Source organism: Azospirillum mesophilum, from assembly GCF_053470405.2.
The window spans coordinates 138,963-160,305 of sequence record NZ_JBPXMQ020000014.1 but is presented as its reverse complement, the minus strand read 5'-3'; the positions used below and the strand labels follow the sequence as shown (position 1 = coordinate 160,305).

At 68.6% G+C, this 21,343-nt stretch carries 20 protein-coding genes and 1 riboswitch; of the genes, 11 read left to right on the top strand and 9 right to left on the bottom strand.

What is annotated here, in order from left to right; genetic code table 11:
* Positions 1-47: 47 nt before the first annotated feature.
* On the top strand, positions 48-368 hold the full coding sequence (locus ACSVC7_RS15780; protein ID WP_448205137.1) for a hypothetical protein: 321 nt from the start codon (positions 48-50) through the stop codon (positions 366-368).
* A gap of 65 nt (positions 369-433) precedes the next feature.
* On the opposite strand, the gene ACSVC7_RS15775 is transcribed toward ACSVC7_RS15780, so the two are convergent.
* Entirely contained in the window at positions 434-985 is a 552-nt protein-coding gene (locus ACSVC7_RS15775; RefSeq protein ID WP_448205138.1) for a hypothetical protein, read from the bottom strand.
* Positions 986-1,242: 257 nt separating this feature from the next.
* Between ACSVC7_RS15775 and mutS the strand changes: the two genes are divergently transcribed.
* Positions 1,243-3,885, top strand: coding sequence for a DNA mismatch repair protein MutS (mutS, locus tag ACSVC7_RS15770; protein ID WP_448205293.1), 2,643 nt, complete (start codon positions 1,243-1,245; stop codon positions 3,883-3,885).
* 280 nt (positions 3,886-4,165) lie between these two features.
* Here mutS and ACSVC7_RS15765 read toward each other — a convergent pair whose 3' ends face one another.
* Positions 4,166-4,351, bottom strand: coding sequence for a hypothetical protein (locus tag ACSVC7_RS15765; RefSeq protein WP_448205139.1), 186 nt, complete (start codon positions 4,349-4,351; stop codon positions 4,166-4,168).
* Positions 4,352-4,416: 65 nt separating this feature from the next.
* Complete coding sequence (locus ACSVC7_RS15760; RefSeq protein WP_448205140.1) at positions 4,417-4,860, bottom strand: STAS domain-containing protein; 444 nt, start codon at positions 4,858-4,860, stop codon at positions 4,417-4,419.
* 171 nt (positions 4,861-5,031) lie between these two features.
* Positions 5,032-5,111, top strand: a riboswitch (SAM riboswitch).
* 74 nt (positions 5,112-5,185) lie between these two features.
* Between ACSVC7_RS15760 and metZ the strand changes: the two genes are divergently transcribed.
* Positions 5,186-6,394: an O-succinylhomoserine sulfhydrylase gene (gene metZ / locus ACSVC7_RS15755; RefSeq protein ID WP_448205141.1), complete on the top strand. Its 1,209-nt coding sequence runs from the start codon at positions 5,186-5,188 to the stop codon at positions 6,392-6,394.
* A 107-nt stretch (positions 6,395-6,501) separates the two neighbouring features.
* Complete coding sequence (locus ACSVC7_RS15750; protein ID WP_448205142.1) at positions 6,502-7,017, top strand: phasin family protein; 516 nt, start codon at positions 6,502-6,504, stop codon at positions 7,015-7,017.
* Between the two features lie 12 nt (positions 7,018-7,029).
* On the opposite strand, the gene ACSVC7_RS15745 is transcribed toward ACSVC7_RS15750, so the two are convergent.
* Both ACSVC7_RS15745 and ACSVC7_RS15740 read right to left on the bottom strand, forming a co-directional pair.
* Entirely contained in the window at positions 7,030-7,593 is a 564-nt protein-coding gene (locus ACSVC7_RS15745) for a TetR/AcrR family transcriptional regulator (protein ID WP_448205143.1), read from the bottom strand.
* Positions 7,593-8,054, bottom strand: coding sequence for an SRPBCC family protein (locus ACSVC7_RS15740; protein WP_448205144.1), 462 nt, complete (start codon positions 8,052-8,054; stop codon positions 7,593-7,595). Before ACSVC7_RS15740 ends, ACSVC7_RS15745 begins: the two co-directional genes overlap by 1 nt.
* A 294-nt stretch (positions 8,055-8,348) precedes the next feature.
* Between ACSVC7_RS15740 and ACSVC7_RS15735 the strand changes: the two genes are divergently transcribed.
* A complete protein-coding gene (locus tag ACSVC7_RS15735; RefSeq protein WP_448205145.1) occupies positions 8,349-9,479 on the top strand; it encodes a GGDEF domain-containing protein in 1,131 nt (376 codons plus the stop codon).
* A gap of 164 nt (positions 9,480-9,643) precedes the next feature.
* On the opposite strand, the gene ACSVC7_RS15730 is transcribed toward ACSVC7_RS15735, so the two are convergent.
* The 3 genes from ACSVC7_RS15730 to ACSVC7_RS15720 form a co-directional block, all read right to left on the bottom strand.
* On the bottom strand, positions 9,644-10,366 hold the full coding sequence (locus ACSVC7_RS15730; protein WP_448205146.1) for a Bax inhibitor-1/YccA family protein: 723 nt from the start codon (positions 10,364-10,366) through the stop codon (positions 9,644-9,646).
* Between the two features lie 130 nt (positions 10,367-10,496).
* Entirely contained in the window at positions 10,497-13,022 is a 2,526-nt protein-coding gene (locus ACSVC7_RS15725) for an ABC transporter permease (RefSeq protein ID WP_448205147.1), read from the bottom strand.
* A 167-nt stretch (positions 13,023-13,189) separates the two neighbouring features.
* Positions 13,190-13,924 (bottom strand): ABC transporter ATP-binding protein, encoded by a 735-nt coding sequence (locus tag ACSVC7_RS15720; RefSeq protein WP_448205148.1) that lies wholly within the window; start codon positions 13,922-13,924, stop codon positions 13,190-13,192.
* A 4-nt stretch (positions 13,925-13,928) separates the two neighbouring features.
* Here ACSVC7_RS15720 and ACSVC7_RS15715 point away from each other — a divergent pair, with 4 nt between their 5' ends.
* Genes ACSVC7_RS15715 through thpR form a run of 4 tightly spaced genes read left to right on the top strand, consistent with a single transcriptional unit; the run spans position 13,929 to position 17,420 of the window.
* Entirely contained in the window at positions 13,929-14,627 is a 699-nt protein-coding gene (locus ACSVC7_RS15715) for an arylesterase (RefSeq protein WP_448205149.1), read from the top strand.
* Positions 14,628-14,632: 5 nt separating this feature from the next.
* On the top strand, positions 14,633-15,823 hold the full coding sequence (locus ACSVC7_RS15710; protein WP_448205150.1) for an FIST signal transduction protein: 1,191 nt from the start codon (positions 14,633-14,635) through the stop codon (positions 15,821-15,823).
* A 12-nt stretch (positions 15,824-15,835) separates the two neighbouring features.
* The gene (locus ACSVC7_RS15705) at positions 15,836-16,876 is read left to right on the top strand and encodes an NADP(H)-dependent aldo-keto reductase (protein ID WP_448205151.1); all 1,041 of its coding nucleotides are present in this window, start codon (positions 15,836-15,838) and stop codon (positions 16,874-16,876) included.
* Between the two features lie 7 nt (positions 16,877-16,883).
* Positions 16,884-17,420 carry an RNA 2',3'-cyclic phosphodiesterase gene (thpR, locus tag ACSVC7_RS15700; RefSeq protein WP_448205152.1) on the top strand — a complete coding sequence of 179 codons (537 nt, stop codon included), beginning with the start codon at positions 16,884-16,886 and terminating at the stop codon, positions 17,418-17,420.
* A gap of 263 nt (positions 17,421-17,683) precedes the next feature.
* Here thpR and ACSVC7_RS15695 read toward each other — a convergent pair whose 3' ends face one another.
* The gene (locus tag ACSVC7_RS15695) at positions 17,684-18,934 is read right to left on the bottom strand and encodes a UbiH/UbiF/VisC/COQ6 family ubiquinone biosynthesis hydroxylase (RefSeq protein ID WP_448205153.1); all 1,251 of its coding nucleotides are present in this window, start codon (positions 18,932-18,934) and stop codon (positions 17,684-17,686) included.
* Between the two features lie 311 nt (positions 18,935-19,245).
* Here ACSVC7_RS15695 and glnK point away from each other — a divergent pair, with 311 nt between their 5' ends.
* Both glnK and ACSVC7_RS15685 read left to right on the top strand, forming a co-directional pair.
* Complete coding sequence (gene glnK, locus ACSVC7_RS15690; RefSeq protein WP_448205154.1) at positions 19,246-19,584, top strand: P-II family nitrogen regulator; 339 nt, start codon at positions 19,246-19,248, stop codon at positions 19,582-19,584.
* A 475-nt stretch (positions 19,585-20,059) separates the two neighbouring features.
* Positions 20,060-21,292, top strand: coding sequence for an aminotransferase class I/II-fold pyridoxal phosphate-dependent enzyme (locus tag ACSVC7_RS15685; protein WP_448205155.1), 1,233 nt, complete (start codon positions 20,060-20,062; stop codon positions 21,290-21,292).
* The last annotated feature ends 51 nt before the right edge of the window (positions 21,293-21,343 follow it).

Below are 21,343 nucleotides of genomic sequence, written 5' to 3'. Positions count from 1 at the left end.
TTCCCATTCGGAGTAGGGATTCATCCGGGAAAGACGGGAGAGCTCCGATGACCGGAACGGCGGACAAGGCGCGCGGCGAACTGGCGAACCTCGGCAACGCGCTGACGCTCGCGGAGCGCGGCCTGCCGCGCCACAGCATCATCGACCTGATCGCTTGGCTGCTGCACGCGGCGAACCTTCACCCCGGCGCCGTGTCCGACAGCCTGCTGCTTGAGGTCTGCGACGTGGTCTGCGGCACCATCGCCGAGGACAGCGAAAAGATCGCCCTGATCCGCATGGGCTGGGCGGCCATCGTCCAGGCCCAGTACAAGCGGCACGGTCTGGTCCTGGTGAACGGAGACGGCGAGATCCGCGCCTGCGCGGCGTGACGACGTAAAGCCCCCTCGCCCATCCCCTCGCCCTCTCCCGGCGGAGCCGGGCGAGGGGCTTTTCTTCACTCCTCGCGCACGGCCAGATGGACGTTCCTGCCGCCGTGGCGTTCCAGGATGGCGCCGGCCTTGGCCTCGACGGCCGGATCGGTGACGCGGACCCAGAGGATCACGCCCCCGGCTTCCAGCGCCCGGCTGAACTCGTCGGTGTCGGGGTGGCTGGTCAGCTCGTCCAGATAGTCCTTGATGGCGACACCGCCCAGACCGGCCGCCACCAGCGCCGCCAGCGGGGCGGCGATCGGCCCGCCGACGATGGCGAGCAGCCCGGCGGTGGTCAGCGGGAAAGCGTATTTCAGCTCGCCCACCAGACCGGTCAGCGCCTCGTCGCGCGGGGCGGGCGGGCGCTGGTCGGCGGCCTCCAGCGAGGTGTGGCTCGCCAGGATGGACAGATCCTCGCGGGTGAAGCCGGCCTCCAGAAGGGCGGCGACGGCGCGGTCGAACGCCTCGCGCGTTTCGAACAGGGCGACGACCTCGTGCACCTCGCGCCCCGCATTCGATTGAATGGCATTCGATTGGGCGGCGTTCGGAGCGCGGTTGTTGTCGGACGCTTGCGTCACGGCCTCTTCCTCCCCAGCTTCGTAAGGATGGGCAGTCTACCGGACGGCGCCGCCGGAAACAAAGGCCCGCAACGCATAGACCCCGGCCCAGGCCCCCGCTGCCGCCCCCCACCGCCAAGCCTCTCTTCCGCAGGGCGCGGCTCGTGCTAGGGTGGCGCCCCATTCCGTTCCCCCACCATCGAAACCCGGTCGTACCTCCCGTGTCAGACGCGATTGCCGCCGCCGTCCCCGCCGCCATTCCTTCGGACGCCACCCCGATGATGGTGCAGTATCTGGAGATCAAGCAGGCGCACCCGGATTGCCTGCTGTTCTACCGGATGGGCGACTTCTACGAGATGTTCTTCGAGGACGCGGTGAACGCGGCTCGCGCGCTGGACATCGCCCTGACCAAGCGCGGCCAGCACCTGGGCGAGGACATCCCCATGTGCGGCGTGCCGGTGCACAGCCACGAATCCTACCTGCAACGCCTGATCCGCCAGGGCTTCCGCGTCGCCATCTGCGAGCAGATGGAGGACCCCGCCGAGGCCAAGAAGCGCGGCAGCAAATCGGTCGTGAAGCGCGGCGTCATCCGCATCGTCACCCCCGGCACGCTGACCGAGGATTCGCTGCTGGATTCCCGCTCCTCCAACTGGCTGGCGGCGGTGGCGGAGGCCGCGGGCGGGGTGGGGCTGGCGTGGCTGGAGCTGTCCACGGGCGAGCTGGTGGTCCAGCCAGTGGAGCGCGCCGGCCTTGGCGCCGCGCTCGGCCGCCTCGACCCGCAGGAGGTGCTGGTTTCCGAAAAGCTGTGCCAGAGCCCCGACCTGTACGAGCTGTGGGGGGAGTGGAAGGCGCGCCTGACCGTGCAGCCCACCCCGCGCTTCGACAGCGAGAACGGCCGGCAGCGCCTGCTGACGGTCTACGGCGTCGGCACGCTGGACGCCTACGGCCAGTTCTCCCGCGCGGAAGTCGCGGCGGCCGGTGCGCTGGTCGCCTATGTGGAGTTGACGCAAAAGGGCCGCGTGCCGCGCCTGTCGCCGCCCCGCCGGCTCGGCCCCGGTGCGGTCATGGAGATCGACGCCGCGACCCGCCGCAACCTGGAGCTGACCCGCACCCTGACGGGGGAGCGGCGCGGCAGCCTGCTCGCCACCATCGACCGCACGGTGACCGGGGCCGGCGCGCGGCTGCTCGCCGCCCAGCTCTCGGCCCCGCTGACCAACCCCACGGCCATCGCCAAGCGCCACGACATGGTCGAGTTCGCCATGACCGAGGAGCGGCTGCGCCTGGACCTGCGGGAAGGCCTGCGCCGCTGCCCGGACCTGGAGCGCGCGCTGTCCCGCCTGACGCTGGGGCGTGGCGGTCCGCGCGACCTGGCCGCTGTACGCGACGGGCTGGCCCAGGCCTCGGCCATCCGCATGCTGCTGAACGGCGTCCCTGGCCCCCTGCCCGACGGGTTGGGCGCGGTCGCCAAGGGGCTGGGCGAGCACAGCGAGCTGGTCCACCAGTTGACGCAAGCCCTGTCACCGGAGCTGCCGCTGCTGGCCCGCGACGGCGGCTTCATCGCGCAAGGCTACTCCTACGCGCTGGACGAGCTGGTGACGCTGCGCGACGAAAGCCGCCGGCTGATCGCCGGGCTTCAGGCGAAGTATGCCGATCTCGCGGGCGTGCCGACGCTGAAGGTCAAGCACAACAACGTGCTGGGCTATCACATCGAGGTGACGGCGACCCACGCGGACAAGCTGATGTCCGGCAAGGGGCGCGAGGTCTTCATGCACCGCCAGACCATGGCGAACGCCGTGCGCTTCGGCACGGTGGAGCTGTCGGACCTGGAGCGCCGCATCTCCGAGGCCGCCGACAAGGCGCTGGCCGTGGAGCTGGAGCTGTTCAACGAACTGGTGGAGGGGGTGACGGGCCGCGCCGACGCCATCGCCCAGGCCGCCCACGCGCTGGCCGCGCTGGACGTGGCGACCTCGCTGGCCGAACTGGCGGTGGAGCGGCGCTACAGCCGACCAACCGTGGACGGCAGCCTCGCCTTCTCCATCCGGGGCGGCCGGCATCCGGTGGTGGAAGCGGTGCTGGACGCCGGCAACGCCGGCCCCTTCGTCGCGAACGACTGCGACCTTGCCCCGGACAACCGGCTGTGGCTGCTGACCGGCCCGAACATGGCCGGCAAGTCCACCTTCCTGCGCCAGAACGCGCTGATCGCCGTGCTGGCGCAGATGGGCAGCTTCGTCCCGGCGGACAGCGCGCACATCGGCGTGGTCGACCGGCTCTACAGCCGTGTCGGTGCGGCCGACGATCTGGCGCGCGGGCGCTCCACCTTCATGGTGGAGATGGTGGAAACCGCCGCCATCCTGAATCAGTCCGGGGAACGCGCGCTGGTCATCCTGGACGAGATCGGGCGCGGCACGGCGACCTTCGACGGCCTGTCCATCGCCTGGGCCTGCGTGGAGCATCTGCACGACGTCAACCGCTGCCGCGCGCTGTTCGCCACGCACTATCACGAACTGACCATGCTGGCGTCGAAGCTGCCGGCGCTCAGCTGTCACACCATGCGCATCAAGGAGTGGCAGGGCGACGTGGTCTTCCTGCACGAGGTGACGGCGGGTGCCGCCGACCGCAGCTACGGCATTCACGTCGCCAAGCTGGCCGGCCTGCCGGGCGCCGTGGTCGGCCGGGCCGAGGAGGTGCTGACCATCCTGGAGTCGGGCGAGCAGAACGCCGCCATCCACCGGCTGGCGGAAGACCTGCCGCTGTTCAGCGCCGCACTCAAGCGTCCCGCCCCGGCCGCAACGGCGTCGGCCCCCGCCACTCCGGCGGAACCCTCCCCGGTGGAAGAGGCCCTGAAGTCCATCGACCCCGACAGCCTGACGCCAAGGCAAGCGCTGGAGGAGTTGTACCGGCTGCGGGGGATGGTGAAGTAACCGGTGGTAATGCGTAGGTTGTGTTGAGCCCTTGCGAAACACAACAGCATCGCGCGGCAAGGAATGTTGGGTTGCGCTGCGCTTAACCCAACCTACAACTGCTCAAACGAAAGAGGGGCGGTGTAGCAGCACCGCCCCTCTTTTCGTTTGCAAACCTCATACGGTGACCATCCGCCTGAGGAATGCGGGTACCGGAGAGTGTTGAACTGACCCCTGGTGTCTAAAATATAGCGCCGGAGGACGGCTTCGACAACCGCCTTCCCGCTCAGGGGCTGGCCGCTCAGGGGCGGGCCGTTTCGGGCTCGTCTTCCTCGGCGGCCGCGCCGCGGTCGTGGATGGTGGTGACGTGGCGTGCGTGGCGCAGCTTTTCCTCGACCGCCTCGCTGACGAACTGGTCGAGCGACCGGCCTTCGCGCGCCGCCGCCTTGGCCGCTTCGGATTCCAGCGCTTCCCGCAGATGAACCATGTCGATGCCTCCCTCGCGGTCGTTTCCCGGAAGGAGACATGGGAAGCGAACCTCGTGGGCGCGAGTCACCTATCCGGATGTTGCAGCGGAACGATGGTGTTCAGCGCCCGCGCGGCCACGGCCAGCGGGTCCTCGCCTGGCGCGCAGGGGTGGGCGGCGGCGAGCAGCGCTTCGGGCACGCTGGCGGCCACATAGTCCTCCACCGTCTCGAAGACGGGGATGATCATGGCGATGCGGGTCAGTTCCACGACCTTCTTCACCGGACCGCCCGCCGCCAGCATGGCGAGGTGCTTGCCAACCGACGCGGCCTCCCCGTTGATGACCAGCATCATGCCGATGCCGGCGCTGTCGATGAACCCCAGCCCGGAAAGGTCAAGAAGGTAGCGGCGCTCCGGCCCGCCCTTGATGTCGGCGATCACGCGGCGCACGGCGTCGGCGTCCTGGCCGGTGAAGCGGCCGGTCAGCACAAGACGCGCGAAATGGCGTTCCCTCTCGATGCGATGCTGCACGGGCCGCAACCTCTCCTGTTCCTGCTCGCCATGATCCGCACGGCTCGCGCGTCGGGCAAGGCACCGTGCGCAGGATGGCCTGCGGGTTGTTGACGCAGGGCACCAAAAGAGGCCCAAGGGGTTGATGACTAAGCGGTTGATGCTTGACGGCGTGCAGCGCCGGTCCTAAAAGCGTGTGCACGTGGTGATTTGGTCGACCGGCTTGCGGGCCACGTAAAACAACCCGCTAAAAAGGTCCGAGCCGCGTCCGCGCCTCGACCCGAACGGTCGGGGCTTTTTTGTTTGGCCGGTCTGCCCCGCCGGCGGACACAGGAGAACACGCGGCATGGCACGCACCGACCATCGCACCCCCAACGTTTCGGGCCTGCGCCCGCGGTCCAAGCTGGTCCACGGCGGCATCCGCCGCTCCAGCTTCGACGAGACCTGCGAGGCGCTGTACCAGACCTCCGGCTACGTCTACGGCTCGGCGGAGGAGGCGGAGCACGCCTTCGCCAACGACGGCTCCCGCCACGTCTATTCGCGCTTCCGCAACCCGACCACCGCCATGTTCGAGGACCGGTTGGCCGAGTATGAGGGGGCCGAGTGGGCCTACGCGACCACCAGCGGCATGGCGGCGGTGCACGCGGCCCTGTGGTGCAACCTGCGCACCGGCGACCGCATCGTGGCGCCCCGCTCGCTGTTCATCTCCTGCTACTGGGTCATCAAGGAGCTGTCGGCCCGCTTCGGCGTGGAGGCGGTGTTCGTGGACGGCACCGACCTGAACGCCTGGGAAGCCGCCCTGTCCAAGCCGACCAACGCCGTCTTCCTGGAAACACCCAGCAACCCGGGCCTTGAGGTCGTGGACCTGCGCGCGGTCAGCGAGATGGCCCACAAGGCCGGGGCCAAGGTGGTGGTGGACAACGCCTTCGCCACGCCGGTCCTGCAACGTCCGTTCGAGATGGGCGCCGACGTGGTCGTCTATTCCGCGACCAAGCACATCGACGGCCAGGGCCGCTGTCTGGGCGGCATCATCCTGACCAACGACAAGAAGTACGGGTCGGAGGTGATCCACCCCTACCTGCGCCACACAGGCCCGACCATTTCGCCCTTCAACGCCTGGCTGCTGCTGAAGGGGCTGGAGACGCTGGAACTGCGCGTCGCCGCGCAGAGCGCGTCGGCCCTGAAGGTGGCGGAGTTCCTGGAGGGCCACGCCAAGGTGGAGCGCGTGCTCTACCCCGGCCTGCCCAGCCACCCGCAGCACGACCTCGTCCGCCGGCAGATGACCGGCGGCGGCACCATGCTGTCCGTCTTCCTGAAGGGCGGCAAGGAGGAGGCCTTCCGCGCCCTGAACGGGCTGGGGATGGTTATGATCTCCAACAACCTGGGCGATTCGAAGAGCCTGATCACCCACCCGGACACCACCACCCACTCCAAGCTGACGCCGGAGGAGAAGGTGGCGGCGAACATCCGCCCGAACCTGCTGCGGCTGTCCGTCGGCCTGGAGGATGCGCAGGACATCATCGAGGATTTCGACCGCGCGCTGGCCGCCCTCTAACCACACTGTTGTAATCCGTCCGGTTCGGACCCAGATTGAGCCCGGAACAAAATGCTGCACTGCAGCGTTGGGTTCCGGGTTTTGTTTTTCGGGCGAGGTGACGGATCATGGCAAGGCACAAGGCCGGCAACGGCGAACCGACGGAACGGCTTCTCACCCTGGCGGGCGATCTGACCCGCACCGGCGTGAAGACCGGCGAAATGGGCGTCGCGGCGGCCCAGACCATCGGCTATCGCACCGCCATGATGGCGGCGGCCATGGGCAATCCCATCGACCTCGCCAACCCCGAATTCATCCGCATGGGCTCCGAAAAGGTCGAGGCGATGGTGGAGGCCACCCACGCCGTCGCCAAGGGCATCGGGGAGTTCCAGCACGCCTGGGCCACCCTGATGCAGGGGCAGGCGCAGGCCGCCATGATCGTCGTCGGCGGCCTCGGCCAGTGCCGCACGCCGGCCGACTTCGTCGAGTTGCAGCGCCGCACCCTGACCGAGTCGCTGGAAGCCGGCATCCACGCGGCGCTCTATCTGGTGGAGTCCGCCGCCGCGCTGACCGCCGCCGGCATGACCCCCGCCTACCGGACCGTGCGCGCCAACGCCCGCCGTCTGGCCCGCCAGCACGCGTAGGACAGGCTTTTCCTACCCCTGCAAGCCGGCGATCAGCAGTTCGACCATCCGGTCGAAGCTCTCGTCGATGCTGGCGGACAGGCCGAATCCGTGCGCCCGCTCCAGGGTGATGAAGCCGTGGAGCGCGCTGCGCAGGGCGCGGACGGCGTGCACCACGTCGTCCCCGCCCAGACCGCGCTGCCGCAGTGGACGGCCGACGAGTTCCACCACCTCCAGGAAGGCCGCCGAGAGTTCAGGATCGTCGCCGGGCGTCACGGCGCGCTGCGTCGCCTCGTACAGGCCGGGGTGCGCGTGGGCGAAGGCGCGGTAGGCCCGCGCGATCGCGCGCAGGCCGTCCATTCCGCTGCGGCCCTGCATCGCCGCCGCGAGTTCCACCTTCAACACCCTGGCCGCGCGCAGGGCCAGGTCCCGCTGCAACCCGTCCAGCCCCGCCACATGGGCGTAGAGCGACGGGGAGCGCACGCCGAGCCGTTCGGCAAGACGGGCGAGGGTCACTGCGGACAGCCCTTCGGCGTCGGCCAGTGCCACCGCCTCGTCCAGGACCCGCGCTGGGGTCAAACCGATCCGCCGCGCCATCAGGCAGCCCGCCCCCCGGCGTTGCCCTGGGCCAAGGCTTCCGCCCGCTGCTTCAGCGCGCGGTTCATCGCCTCGAACCCCGCCCGCGTCGGTCCGGCCATCCGGATCCACAGCGGCGCGACCAGCAGGCCGCGGAAGCGTTCCTCGTGACGGAAGCAGACCCCCGCCCCGTCCGGTTCGATGCGGAAGGCGTGTTCGCCGTCGAACAGGCCCGGCAGCAGCACGCGGCCCAGCCACCGCAGTTCCCGCCCAGCCTCGCAGAGCAGGACGGTCGGGCGGAAGGTCATCGGCGCCGCGCCATCGGGCGCGATGCGGACGCGCAAGCGGGCACCCGTGGCCAAGTCGCCCTCCAGAGAGCGGATGAAGGGATTCCAGTCGGGATAACGGGCGGTGTCGGTCAGAACGGTCCAAACGACGGAAGCCGGTGCGTTGATGCGGATGGCGGTGTCGATGCGACGCATGGTCGGTACCTGTCTAAGGTCATTAGGCCTGCACCGTGCCTAAGACCATTAGGTAAGTCAAGGCTCCCGATTATGATTTCCATCTGGTATGACCAGCCGACCGTTGACAGCCCGCAATTGCCGCGCGAACATTAACCACACTTCTCGCATGTCAATAGGCGCCGGCCCGGACAGGCCGCGCATACCAACGCACCCTTCGATCTCACAGGAAATGCCGTTGCTCAGGGGAGCCGTCGCGTGTATCAACAGGCGCTTAACCTTCTGAGGCAGTTCGCGGAGAGGGCGTTCCAGGCCGTGAGCGGTGATCTCTCCATAGAGCAATTGCGCGACCTGATGCATCCGGGCGGCCACACGCCCATCATCCAGCGCCGTCGCGCGGTGCTGATTCATTCCCGCGTGCGGATGGTCGCGGCGGTCTTCGCCGTGCTGACGCCGCTGTGGATCGTCATCGACGTCCTGATTTTCGGCTGGCCCTTGTGGGGCTATCTGGCGGGCCTGCGTGTGGTGGCGAGCCTCGCCTTCGGCGCGCTGGCGCTCGGCTACCGCATCTGCGACGAGATCGGCAGCGCGTGGCGCGGGCTGGCCCTGCTGCTGGCCGTGCCGACGATCTTCTTCCTCGCCTCCCACCCCATGCTGAACGAGGACGAGATCGCGGGCAGCGCCGCCGCCGTGGCGGCCGGCTACGCCTTCCTGCCCTTCGTGATGGTCGCGGGGCTCAGCGTCTTTCCGCTGACGGCATTGGAAGGCATCGTCTTCGCCCTGCCGCTGCTGCTGGCCCATCTGGTGGCCGGCGTCTACGGATCCCTGGTCTTCCCGTTCCCATCCTACCTGGGCGCCCTGTGGCTGCTGGTGCTGATCATGGTGGTGGCCACGCTGTCGGCCATGAGCCAGTTGCACTTCATGATGGCGCTCGTCGATCAGGCTTCCCACGACGGGCTGACCGGTGCCTTTTCCCGCCGCATCGGTGAGGAGCTGCTGCGCCTTCAGTTCGCGCACGCCCAGCGGTCGGACCACCCGCTGTCGCTGGTCTTCTTCGACCTGGACAACTTCAAGGCCATCAACGACCGCTTCGGCCACGACCAGGGCGACAAGGTGCTGGGCCGCGCCGCCGAGTCCATCCGCAGCATGTTGCGCACCTCCGACGTGCTGGTCCGCTGGGGTGGGGAGGAGTTCCTGGTCATCATGCCGAACACGCCCCGCGACGGCGCGCTGGTCGCGGTGGACCGGCTGCGCATCAAGGGCTTCGGCCAGCGCCCGGACGGCACCGGCCAGACCGCCAGCATCGGCATCGCCGAATACACCGTGGACCGCCCCGTCGACTGGGAAAAGCTGGTCGAATTGGCCGACCACCGCATGTACCTCGCCAAGCAGAACGGCAAGGACCGCATCGTCGTCAGCGACCGGGTCTTCGAACCGGCGCAGTGACGGCACGTAGGTTGGGTTAAGGCGCAGCCGCAACCCAACACACGCCGCCGTGCAATGGATGTTGGGTTGCGCTGCGCTTAACCCAACCTACGCAGGCACAAAATGAAAGCCGCCCGAAGGCAGGAACCTTCGGGCGGCTTTTTTCTCTCGCCTTTCGGCGTCCATTACTCGTCGCGCTGTCCCAGGAACTGCAGCAGGAACTGGAACAGGTTGATGAAGTCCAGATACAGCGTCAGGGCGCCCATCAGGGCCAGCTTGCCCTGGCTTTCATGGTCGTAGCCCTCGGCATACTGCTCCTTGATCGCCTGCGTGTCGTAGGCGGTCAGGCCCGTGAAGATCAGCACGCCGATGGCCGAGATGGCGAAGTGCAGCGCCGGCGAGTGGAAGAAGAGGTTCGCCAGCCCGGCGATGATGATGCCGAACACGCCCATCATCAGGAAGGAGCCCATCTTCGACAGGTCGGCCTTCGTGGTGTAGCCGTAGAGGCTCATCGCCAGGAAGGTCGCGGCCGTCACGAAGAAGGTCAGCGCGATGCTGGCCCCGGTGAAGACCAGGAAAATCGCCGACATCGACAGGCCCATCGCCGCGCAGTAGGCCCAGAAGACCGCCTGTGCCGAGGCGAAGGACAGGCGGTTGATGCCGAAGGACAGCACCATCACGAAGGCCAGCGGCGCCAGCATGACCACCCACTTCAGCGGGGTCATGAAGATCGCCTGCATCAGCGCCGGGCTGGTGGAGACCAGGAACGCCACAAGGCCCGTCACGACGAGGCCGGCGCCCATGTAGTTGTAGACACGCAGCAGATGCTGCCGCAGGCCTTCGTCGAAGTACCCCCGATCGAACGCGCGGCCTGCCGTCGCATAGCGGTTGAAGGTCGGGTCAGCCATGAGTCGTCCTCGGAACAGAGTTATTCCCGTTTCCAGGACATATTGGCGAACGCCCAACGCCGTTCAACAGGAATCGGGAGCGTTGCCGTTGGATGAAAAAGGCTTCATGCCCCTTTCATCCATAGGAACACTAATCATTGCGCAGCAAAGGCGCCGACGGCTGGCCCAGCGCCCGCCACGTTCCATAGAAGCCGAAAGCCAGCGTGATCGCGGTGCTGAGCAGTGCCGTCGTCACCACGGCGGACGGCAGGAACGTCCAGTCCCAATGCATCATGCGGGTCAGCACCGCCCAGGCGGTCACTGTACCGATGACCCCGGCGATGGCGGCGGTCAGGATGCCCAGAAGCCCGTATTCCAGCAGGAAGGCCTTCAGCACGTCCATCCGCGTGGCGCCCAGCACCTTCAGCACCACCGCGTCGTAGACCCGGCGCCGGTGCCCGGCCGCCACCGCGCCGGCCAGCACCAGCGTGCCGGCGGCCAGTGTGATGGCGGCGGTGATCCGCACGGCGGTGCCGATGTGGCCCAGCATGGTGTTGACGGTGTCCAGCGCGTCCTTCACCCGCACCAGCGTGACGTTGGGGAAGCGTTGCAGCACGGTGCGCTGCACCTCCGCCTCCGTCTCCGGCGCGCTGCGGACGGTGGCGATCCAGGTCTGCGGGGCCTTTTCCAGCGTGCCCGGCGCGAAGACCAGCGTGAAGTTGATGGCGAGCGTGGAGAAGTCCGCCGCCCGCACGTTGGCGACCTTCGCCTCGATGCTGCGGCCCAGGATGTTGACGCCGAGCCGGGCGCCGGGGCCGATGCCGAAGGCGTTCGCCACGCTCTGGTGGATGGAGATCAGCGGCTCGCCCCGGTAATCCTCCGGCCACCATTGGCCGGCGACGATTTCCGAATGCTCGGGCAGTTTGGCGGAGTAGGTGATGCCCCGGTCGCCGGAGAGGATCCAGGCCTGATCCGGATTGGACAGGGCCTTTTCCGCCTCCACCCCGTTCACCGTCTCGATCCGGCCGCGCAGCGACGGCACCGCTTCGAAGCCGCTGGTGCCGGGCAGGGCGGCGACCATCTGTTTCAGCGGGTCGAACTGGTCCGGCTGGATGTCCACGAAGAAGAAGCTGGGCGCGTCCTTCGGGATGGTCTCGTTGACGCGGCGGGAGAAGTTGCCCTCGATCAGCGCGATGGCGACCAGCACGGTCAGGCCGAGGCCGAGCGACAGCACCACCGTCCCCGTCGGGTTGCCGGGCCGGTGCAGGTTGGCGAGCGCCAGCCGCAGCCCCGGCCGGCGCGGGCGCCCGACCCCGGCCGCACCCTGGGTGACCAGCCACGCCGCCGCGCGGAAGGCCGCGAAAGTGGCGATGGAGCCGCCGACGAACCACGCCGCGAAACCCTTGTTCTCCGCCGTGACGACGGCGAGGCCCGCCAGCGCCAGGACGGTCAGGGCCGTGCCCAGGATGTAGACGGCGCGTGGACGCCCGCCGGCCGGGGCCACCACGTCGCGGAACTGCGCCGCCGCCGGCACCTCCCGCGCGCGGCCGAGCGGCCACAGCGAGAAGGCCAGCGCCGTCAGCACGCCGTAGAGTGCCGCCAGCGCCAGCGCCCCCGGATAGACGCCGATGCGCACCGAGACGGGCAGCAGATCCTCCAGCAGCACACCGAGACCCAGCGGCGCCACCGTGCCCAGAACCAGCCCCAGCAGGATGCCCAGCGCCGCCAACGCGAGGATTTGCAGCAGATAGACCTGAAAGACCAGCGGCCCCGGCGCGCCCAGGCACTTCAGCGTGGCGATGGTGCGCGCCCGCGAATCGAGGTGGCTGCGCACCGCGTTGCCCACCCCGACGCCGCCGACCAGCAGCGCGGTCAGCCCCACCAGCGTCAGGAACAGGGTCATGCGCTCGATGAAGCGCTCCACCTGCGGGGAGGCGTTGGTGAAGTCGCGCACCCGCCATGTCGCGTCGGGAAAGCGCGCCTTCAGCGCCGCCTGCCACTGGGCGGGATCGGTGCCCGGCTTCAGCGCGACCTTGGAGGTCCAGTAAACGATGCTGCCCGGTTGCAACAGGCCGCTGCCCTCCAGCGAGCCCAGCGCCACCATCAGCCGCGGCCCGAGCGAGAAAGCGCCGGAGGAGGCCTTGTCCGGCTCCCGCGCCAGGACGCCGCGAATCGTGTAGGTCCCGTCGCCGAGTCGCACCGCGTCGCCGACCTTGGCGCCCAGCCGGTCGAGCACGCTTTCCTCGACCAGGGCGCCCCATCGGCCATCCCTGTTCGCCAGCGCGCCCTGGAGGTCGCCGTCCGGCCGCAGGCTTGCCGTGCCGTACAGCGGGTAAAGGTTGTCCACCGCCTTCAGTTCGACCAGCGAGGAGCGCTGCTCGTCGCCGGAGCGCAGCATGGCCCGCATCTCCACGGACTGGGAGACGCGGCCGGACTGTTCCAGGAAGGCGCGTTGTTCGGCGTTGGGCGGCGTGTAGATCTGCCGCACCGACACGTCGCCGCCCAGAATCGCCCGGCCGTCCGCCTGCAACCCGTCGAGAATGCCGTCGGACACCGACTGCACCGCGGCGATGGCCGCCACGCCCAGGGTCAGGCAAGCCAGGAAAATCCAGAACCCCTTCAACCCCCCGCGCAACTCACGACGGGCTAGACGGAAGGCGAGGGAGAGATTGCTCATGGCAGCACCGAAAGCCCTTCTCCCCACGACATGTTTCCACCGTCATCCCCGCGAAGGCGGGGATCCAGGCCGAAGGAGCACCCTGAGGCGGAGTTTTCTGGATCCCCGCCTTCGCGGGGATGACGGGAAGGAGAGGTGGTTGCAAAATCGAACAAAGGTTTCACGCCTCACTCCCCCGCGACGCGCACGCGGTCGGCGCGGGCGGCGAGGCCGTCGTCGACGATTCGGCCGTCCATCAGGCGCACCGTGCGGTCGCAGCGCTTGGCCAGCGCGGGGTCGTGGGTGATCAGGACCAGCGTCGTGCCGCGCCGCTCGGCGAGGTCGAACAGCAGTTCCACGATGGTGGAGCCCGTGTCGATGTCCAGGTTGCCGGTGGGCTCGTCGGCCAGCAGGAGCGACGGCTCTGCCACGAAGGCGCGGGCCAGCGCCACGCGCTGCTGCTCGCCGCCCGACAGCTGGCCCGGATAGTGGCTGAGCCGGTGGGCCAGCCCGACCGCCTCCAGCCCTTCCCGCGCGCGGTCGAAGGCGTCGGCCGCCCCGGCGAATTCCAGCGGGATCGCCACATTCTCCAGCGCCGTCATGGTCGGGACGAGGTGGAAGGCCTGGAACACGATGCCGACATGGTCGCGGCGGAAGCGCGCCAGCCCGTCCTCGTCCAGCCGGCCGAGATCGTGCCCGGCAACGCGTACGGCGCCGCTCGTGGGACGTTCCAGTCCCGCCATCACCATCATCATGGTCGACTTGCCGGAGCCCGACGGGCCGACCACGCCGACCCGCTCTCCCGCCTCGACGCGGAGATTCAATCCCCGCAGGATGTTGACGGGTCCGGCCGCGCTGTCCAATCTCAAGTGGACCTCGTCGAGGGCGACGATGGCAGAGGCCGGGGAATCGGGGCGGGACATTGGCATGCGTCTCACGGACCAGCGGAAAAGCCTTTCGCCATATGGCACGGTGCGCCGCCATTTCAACACGGGTCTGGCCGCGCTTATGGTCGCGGCGGGCCTGGGCTTGAGCGCGCCCGCCATGGCCGCGAACGGCCCCGTGAAGCTTCTGGCGCTGGGCGACAGCCTGACCGCCGGCTATGGCCTGCCGGAACCGCAGGGCTTCACCGCGCAGTTGCAGGGCGCGCTGCGGGCCAAGGGCTACAACGTGACCATCGTCAACGCGGGCGTGTCCGGCGACACCACGGCGGGGGGCCTGTCGCGACTCGACTGGGCGCTGGCCGACAAGCCGGACGCCGTGCTGGTGGAGTTGGGCGCCAACGACATGCTGCGCGGGCTGGACCCCGCGGCGTCGCGCCGCAACCTGGACGGTATCCTGAAGCGGCTGACCGCTGAAAAGCTGCCCGTACTCCTGACCGGGATGGTCGCGTCGCCCAGCCTGGGCCGCGCGTACGGCGACAGCTTCAACGCCATCTACCCCGAGCTGGCGCGCACGTACGGCGTACAGCTCTACCCGTTCTTCCTGGACGGGGTCGCGGCCGACGCGGCCCTGAACCAGCCGGACGGCATCCACCCCAACGCGGCCGGAGTGAAGGTGATCGTGGAACGCATGGCGCCCCACGTCGCCCGCCTCCTGGACAGCATCACCAAGACCGGAGGCTGAACCCCATGGCGACCCTGGCCGACGACAACACTGCCACCGACCTGCGCTTCAAGGCCGCCTCGGCCACCGGCTCCGACCCCACGGGCTCCGATTGGGGGACGCTGGTCAAGGAATGCCTGGACGAGCTGGGGGCGGTGGAGGACTGCAACCTCGGCTTCCTCTACATCACCGACGCGATGGCGGAGCACGCGACCAGCATCGTCACGCTGCTGCGCGGCGTGACCGGCATCCGCGACTGGGTCGGCACCGTCGGCATCGGCGTCTGCGCCAACGACGAGGAGATCTTCGACCAGCCGGCCATCGCCGTCATGGTCGCCAAGCTGCCGCCGGACAGCTTCCGCCTGTTCCCGATGGTGAAGGGCGACCTGGAGCCGCTGCGCCGCATGGCCGGCGGCTGGCTGGACAAGCACGGGGCGATGCTGGGGCTGGTGCACGCCGACCCGCACCACCAGGATCTCGCCGGCCTCGTCACCACCCTGTCCGACGCGACGGGGGCCTTCCTGGTCGGCGGCTTCTCCGCCTCCCGGACGGAGTTCCCGCAGTTCACCATCCCCGGCAACACGGCCACCATGGTCAGCGGGCCGGTGGACAAGGGCGGCGTGTCGGGCGTGCTGTTCGCGCCGACGCTGACGGTCGCCACCGGCCTGACCCAGGGCTGCACCCCCATCGGCCCGATCCGCACCATCACCGCCGCCGAGGACAACGTCGTTCTGGAGATCGACGGCCGCCCGGCGCTCGACGTGTTCAAGGAGGACATCGGGGAGATCCTGTCCCGCGACCTGCGCCGCGTGTCCGGCTACATCTTCGCCGGCCTGCCCATTCCGGGATCCGACACGGCGGACTATCTGGTGCGCGACCTGATCGCCATCGACCCGCGCGCCGGCTGGATTTCCATCGCGCACCGCGTGCAGAGCGGCCAGCAAATCCTGTTCACCCGCCGCGACCAGCAGAGCGCCGAGTCCGACATGCGGCGCATGCTTGCCAATCTGAAAAAGCGCGTGAAGACGGTGCCCAAGGGTGCCATCTACGTCAGCTGCATCGCCCGTGGCCCCAGCCTGTTCGGGGACGGCAGCCAGGAACTCGCCCTCATCCGCGAGACCTTCGGCGACATTCCGCTGGCCGGCTTCTTCGCGTCGGGCGAGATTTCCCACAACCGCCTGTACGGATACACGGGCGTGCTCACCCTGTTTCTCTAAGGATTTCGCCTCATGCAATACCGTCCGCTCGGCCGCACCGGCCTGTCGGTCAGCGCCATCGGCCTGGGCACCATGACCTGGGGCCGCCAGAACACCGAATCCGAGGGCCACGCCCAGATGGATTACGCACTCGACCAGGGCGTGACCTTCTGGGACACGGCCGAAATGTACGCGGTCCCACCGACCGCCGACACCTACGGCAAGACCGAAACGGTCATCGGCAACTGGTTCAAGGCGCGCGGCCGGCGCGACAAGGTGATCCTGGCGACCAAGATCATCGGCCTGGGCGACGGCTTTTCCTGGGTGCGCAATGGCAAGTCCACGCTGGACCGCGCCAACATCTTCGCGGCGGTCGAGGACAGCCTGCGCCGGTTGCAGACCGACTACATCGACCTGTACCAGCTCCATTGGCCGGACCGCGTCACGAACCGCTTCGGCCAGCGCAACTACGTCCACAAGCCGGAAAAGGACCGCACCCCCATCGAGGAAACGCTGTCCGCGCTGGACGAGCTGGTGAAGTCCGGCAAGGTGCGCCACGTCGGCCTGTCCAACGAGTCGCCCTGGGGCACCATGACCTTCCTGCGCATCGCGGAGCAGAAGGGCCTGCCGCGCGTCGCCTCGATCCAGAACGCCTACAACCTGCTGAACCGCACCTTCGAGGAAGGGTTGGCCGAGGTGGCCCTGCGCGAGGAGGTGGGCCTGCTGGCCTACTCGCCGCTCGGTGCCGGCACGCTGTCGGGCAAGTATCTGGACGGCGCCGTCCCGCCGGGCACGCGCCGCGCCATCGACCACCGCCCGTCGCGCTACGCCACCGTCAACGCCGACGCGGCGACCCGTGCCTATCTGGACATCGCCCGGCGCCACGGCCTGTCGCCGACGCAGATGGCCATCGCCTTCACGCTGCACCAGCCCTTCGTCGCCTCGTCGCTGATCGGTGCCACGAGCTTCGAGGATCTGAAGTCCAACATCGCCGCCATCGACGTGAAACTGTCGGATGAGGTGTTGAAGGAGATCGACGCGGTCAACGAACGCTACCCCGACCCCTGCCCCTAAGGTCCTGATGATCCGTCTCTTCGTCGCGCTCGACTTTCCGGAGGAGATCCGCCACCGCCTCGCCGGGCTGGGTGGCGGGGTTCCCGGCGCCCGCTGGACCGACGCGGACAACCTGCACCTGACGCTCCGCTTCATCGGCGAAGTGCCGGAGGATCAGGCCGCGGAGATCGACGACGCACTGGCGGAGGTGACGGCTCCCGCCTTCGACTTGGTTCTGGACGGCGTGGGCGTGTTCGGCAGTGGCCGGAACGCCCGCGTCCTCTGGGCCGGGGTGGAGCGCAGCGAGGCTCTGTCCCACCTCCAGTCCAAGGTCGAGTCGGCGCTGGTGCGCTGCGGCCTGCCGGTGGAGGAGCGCAAGTTCTCCCCGCACATCACGCTGGCCCGCCTGAAGGACGCGCCCAAGGACCGCATCGGCCGCTTCATCGAAGAACGCGGCCTGTTCCGCGCCGGCCCGATCCGCATGAACCACTTCACGCTCTACCGCAGCCACCTCGGCAAAGGGGCCGCGGTGTATGAGGCGTTGCGGGAGTATGGGTTGGGGTGAGGGGGTTCTCGATTGTCGTCGGGCAACGGATGCTCGTCGGGCAACAGGATTCACACGGATTTCACGGATTTAAGCACGGATGACACGGATTTGAGTCGCGTAGGTTGGGTTAAGGCGCAGCCGCAACCCAACGCCCGCAGCGACGCAAAGCCTGTTGGGTTTCGCGTGCGCTCAACCCAACCTACGGGCATTCAATCCGTGAAATCCGTGTCCAAATCCGCGAAATCCGCGAAAAATCTGTTGCCGCCAAGAATCCTGCCCCCTTACAGCGGCACGCCCTTGATCATGCGCGGCAGGTCGCCGACCACACCCATCGCGTGCCGCATGAAGAAGCGCTTCAGCGGCGGCAGGCGGTTGACGACGGCCATGCCGAGGTCGCGGGCCAGCCGGATCGGCGGGATGTTGTTGGAGAACAGGTGCACCAGCCCGTCGCAGACGGCGGCCAGCAGCACGGTGTCGAAGCGGCGCCAGCGCTGGAAGCGGGCCAGCACCTCCGGCGAGCCGACGTCGAGGCCCAGGCGGTGGGCGTCCACGATCACCTCCGCCAGCGCCGCCACGTCGCGCAGGCCCAGGTTCAGGCCCTGGCCGGCGATGGGGTGGATGGCGTGGGCCGATTCGCCGACCAGCGCCAGACGCTCCGCGATGAAGCTCTCGGCCAGCAGGACGGACAGGGGCCAGCCCTCGCGCCGGGTCAGGATCTCGATGTCGCCGAGATAGCCGCCGGAGCGGCGGGTCAGCTCCTCGATGAACTGGTCCTCGGGCAGCTTCAGGTACATGTCGGCCAGCGAGGACTTCTCGCTCCACACGATGGAGGAGCGGTTCTCCGTCATCGGCAGGACGGCGAAGGGGCCGTTGGGCATGAAATGCTCCACCGCCACGCCGTTGTGCGGCTGCGAATGGCGGATGGTGCAGATGATGGCGGTCTGGTCGTAGGCCCAGCGGCGCACGCGGATGCCGGCGCTCTCACGCGCCAGCGAGCGGCGGCCGTCGGCCCCCACCACCAGCCGCGCCTTCACCACCCGCCCATCGGCCAGCGTCACCGAGGCGCCGTTGCGCGACCGCTCGATCTTCGTCGCCTGGGCCGGGGCCAAGTGCACAAGGCCCGGCAGTTCCGCCGCGCGGGCGAACAGGGCGCGGCGCATGTCCTTGTTGTCGAGGATCCAGCCGAAGGGCTGGTTCTTGCCGTCCACCGTCACGTCGGTGTGGTCGTAATGGACGAACAGCGGCGAGAACTGGTCGGCGACGCGGATGTCCAGGATCGGGCCGGCTTGCGGCTCCATGTGCTTCCACACGCCCGCGCCTTCCAGCACTTTCATGGAGGCGTAGGCCACCGCCGTGGTCCGGATGTCGAACCCGTCCGCCGCGTGGTGGTCCGGGCTGTCACGGTCGATGCAGACCACCGGAACGCCGGCGGTGGCGAGTGCGGCCGCCATGCTGAGCCCGGCGAGGCCGCCGCCCAACACCACAACCTCGGTCGTGATCTCCTGCGCTGCGGTGGTGCCCGAGTCGGTCATGATGACGTGCCCTTCGAAGTTCGTATGCGGGTGAACAATCGTCCCCCCTTTGCCGGATGTCCAGTGGCGCAGCGTCGCGGCTTGCGCAATGCACAGAAAATAGGCACTCTCTGCCCAAGGGCGCGCCGGATGCGCTGGATTCGCTTGAAATTGGCGGCTCCTGCAACCGGCACGATTTTTGAAGACGTTGATTTTTGCGGTCGAGGCGAACACGCTCGATGCACGTTCGGGCTATCCCTCGGGAGAGAGGGGATCGACCGAGGGGCCGGGCGACCGCGCGGGCCGGCACACACGCTTAAAGGGGAAGCCACATGAAACTGGTTATGGCCATCATCAAGCCGTTCAAGCTGGACGAAGTGCGCGAGGCGCTGACCTCGCTCGGGATCCAGGGCCTGACGGTGAGCGAGGTGAAGGGCTTCGGCCGCCAGAAGGGTCAGACCGAGATCTACCGCGGTGCCGAGTACTCCGTGAGCTTCCTGCCCAAGGTCAAGGTCGAGGTCGCCGTGTCCGACGACCAGTACGAGCAGGTGGTCGAGGCGATCCAGAAGGCCGCCAACACCGGCCGCATCGGCGACGGCAAGATCTTCGTCATGGAGATCGCCCAGGCCGTGCGCATCCGCACCGGCGAGACGAACTCCGAAGCCCTGTAATACCATGTTCGAAACGTTCTGACGTTTCGAACATGGTATCGGCCGCGACGGCGGCCGCGGCCCGCAAGGGCCGAAGCCTGCGTGGCGTGTGAACGCAGCGGTCCGAATGTTTCGGACCGCGTGTAACGCGGCGCTTCGGGCCGGGCTTCCCGGCACGACCGTTCCGGGTCCGCCCGTCCGGCTGGGCGGACCCAGGACGGGTTTTGGGTCGGATCTTTGCGGCGTTTCCCGCCGGGGCTGAGCGCGCTGTTCGTTTTTCTTGCGCGGCCATTCCCGCGACTTGAGGGCGCCTCTTCCAGTCCTTCGAAAGCCGCCGTGAACCAGCCCGTTCGCGCGCTGTTTGCTTTTCCTTGTCCGGTTTTGTGCCCTTGTGCGGGCGCACCACCGCCGGTAGGATCGTTTCCGATTCGTACGGGTTGCGCCGAACCGGCGGGCCTGTCTTTTTGGCCGACCTATTGGAAGGATTTTCGGCGGCATGTCCCTTCCGGACCTTGGCACCTTCGCGACCATCAACGACCGGCTCGACCGGCTGTCCGATTATCCCTTCACGCGGCTGGCGGCCCTGCTGTCCGGTGTGACGCCGCGCGCCAACGTCGAGCCGATCATGATGTCGGTGGGCGAGCCGCAGCACAAACCGCCGGCCATCATCGACGAGACGCTGCGCGCCAACGCGCATCTCTGGGGCAAGTACCCGCCGGTGGGCGGCACGCCGGAGTTCCGCAGCGCCGTCGGCGACTGGCTGACCCGCCGCTACGCCCTGCCGGGCGGGCTGTTCGACGCGGAAAAGTCCGTCCTGCCGGTGTCCGGCACGCGGGAGGCGCTGTTCCTGCTCGCCCTGCTGGCCGTGCCGACCACCAAGGCGGGCCGGCAGCCGGCCGTGCTGATGCCCAACCCCTTCTACGCGCCTTACGAGGGGGCGGCCCTGCTGGCCGGGGCGGAGCCGGTGTTCCTGTCGGCGACGCGCGAGACCGGCTTCCTGCCGGACCTCGACGCCCTGTCGCCGGAACTGCTGGAGCGCACGGCGCTGTTCTACCTCTGCACCCCGGCCAACCCGCAGGGGGCGGCGGCGGACGCCGCCTATCTGACGCGGGCCATCGGGCTGGCGCGGCAATACGGCTTCGTGCTGGCCGTGGATGAATGCTACGCCGAGATCTACCTGGACAGCCCGCCGGTCGGCGCGTTGCAGGTGGCGTCGGGCCTGGAGCACGGCAGCGATCCTTGGCGCAACCTGCTGGTCTTCCATTCCCTGTCCAAGCGGTCGAGCGCGGCCGGCCTGCGGTCCGGCTTCGTGGCCGGTGATCCGCGGCTGATCGCGGCCTTTTCCCGCGTGCGCAGCTATTCCAACGCCGGCATGCCGCTGCCGGTGCTGGCGGCCAGCGCCGCGCTGTGGCGCGACGAGGCGCATGTGGAGGAAAACCGCGCGCTTTACCGCGCCAAGTTCGAGGCGGCGGAGGCCTCGCTGAAGGGCCGCTTCGGCTATTACCGGCCGGACGGCGGCTTCTTCCTGTGGCTGGACGTCGGCAACGGCGAGGAGGCGACGCGCCGCCTGTGGGCGGAAGGCGCCATTCGCGTGCTGCCCGGCGCCTATCTGTCGCGCAGCAACCCGGGCGAGCCGAACCCCGGCGATCCCTTCATCCGCGTGGCGCTGGTCAACGACACCGAAACCGTCGCCAACGCCTGCGCCGCCATCGCGCGGATTCTGGGCTAAGACATCTAGCCCCTCTCCCTTGAGGGGAGAGGGGTTGGGGTGAGGGTGGCG

Excerpts from the sequence above, each read along its gene's own strand:
- ACSVC7_RS15720 (WP_448205148.1), bottom strand. The coding sequence starts at position 13,924 with ATGTCCCGCCCCGATTCCCCGGCCTCTGCCATCGTCGCCCTCGACGAG.
- ACSVC7_RS15765 (WP_448205139.1), bottom strand. The coding sequence starts at position 4,351 with ATGGTTCATCTGCGGGAAGCGCTGGAATCCGAAGCGGCCAAGGCGGCG.
- mutS (WP_448205293.1), top strand. The coding sequence starts at position 1,243 with ATGATGGTGCAGTATCTGGAGATCAAGCAGGCGCACCCGGATTGCCTG.
- ACSVC7_RS15685 (WP_448205155.1), top strand. The coding sequence starts at position 20,060 with ATGTCCCTTCCGGACCTTGGCACCTTCGCGACCATCAACGACCGGCTC.
- ACSVC7_RS15705 (WP_448205151.1), top strand. The coding sequence starts at position 15,836 with ATGCAATACCGTCCGCTCGGCCGCACCGGCCTGTCGGTCAGCGCCATC.
- ACSVC7_RS15745 (WP_448205143.1), bottom strand. The coding sequence starts at position 7,593 with ATGGCGCGGCGGATCGGTTTGACCCCAGCGCGGGTCCTGGACGAGGCG.
- ACSVC7_RS15695 (WP_448205153.1), bottom strand. The coding sequence starts at position 18,934 with ATGACCGACTCGGGCACCACCGCAGCGCAGGAGATCACGACCGAGGTT.
- ACSVC7_RS15730 (WP_448205146.1), bottom strand. The coding sequence starts at position 10,366 with ATGGCTGACCCGACCTTCAACCGCTATGCGACGGCAGGCCGCGCGTTC.
- ACSVC7_RS15710 (WP_448205150.1), top strand. The coding sequence starts at position 14,633 with ATGGCGACCCTGGCCGACGACAACACTGCCACCGACCTGCGCTTCAAG.
- ACSVC7_RS15780 (WP_448205137.1), top strand. The coding sequence starts at position 48 with ATGACCGGAACGGCGGACAAGGCGCGCGGCGAACTGGCGAACCTCGGC.
- glnK (WP_448205154.1), top strand. The coding sequence starts at position 19,246 with ATGAAACTGGTTATGGCCATCATCAAGCCGTTCAAGCTGGACGAAGTG.
- thpR (WP_448205152.1), top strand. The coding sequence starts at position 16,884 with ATGATCCGTCTCTTCGTCGCGCTCGACTTTCCGGAGGAGATCCGCCAC.
- ACSVC7_RS15715 (WP_448205149.1), top strand. The coding sequence starts at position 13,929 with ATGCGTCTCACGGACCAGCGGAAAAGCCTTTCGCCATATGGCACGGTG.
- ACSVC7_RS15750 (WP_448205142.1), top strand. The coding sequence starts at position 6,502 with ATGGCAAGGCACAAGGCCGGCAACGGCGAACCGACGGAACGGCTTCTC.
- metZ (WP_448205141.1), top strand. The coding sequence starts at position 5,186 with ATGGCACGCACCGACCATCGCACCCCCAACGTTTCGGGCCTGCGCCCG.
- ACSVC7_RS15740 (WP_448205144.1), bottom strand. The coding sequence starts at position 8,054 with ATGCGTCGCATCGACACCGCCATCCGCATCAACGCACCGGCTTCCGTC.
- ACSVC7_RS15725 (WP_448205147.1), bottom strand. The coding sequence starts at position 13,022 with ATGAGCAATCTCTCCCTCGCCTTCCGTCTAGCCCGTCGTGAGTTGCGC.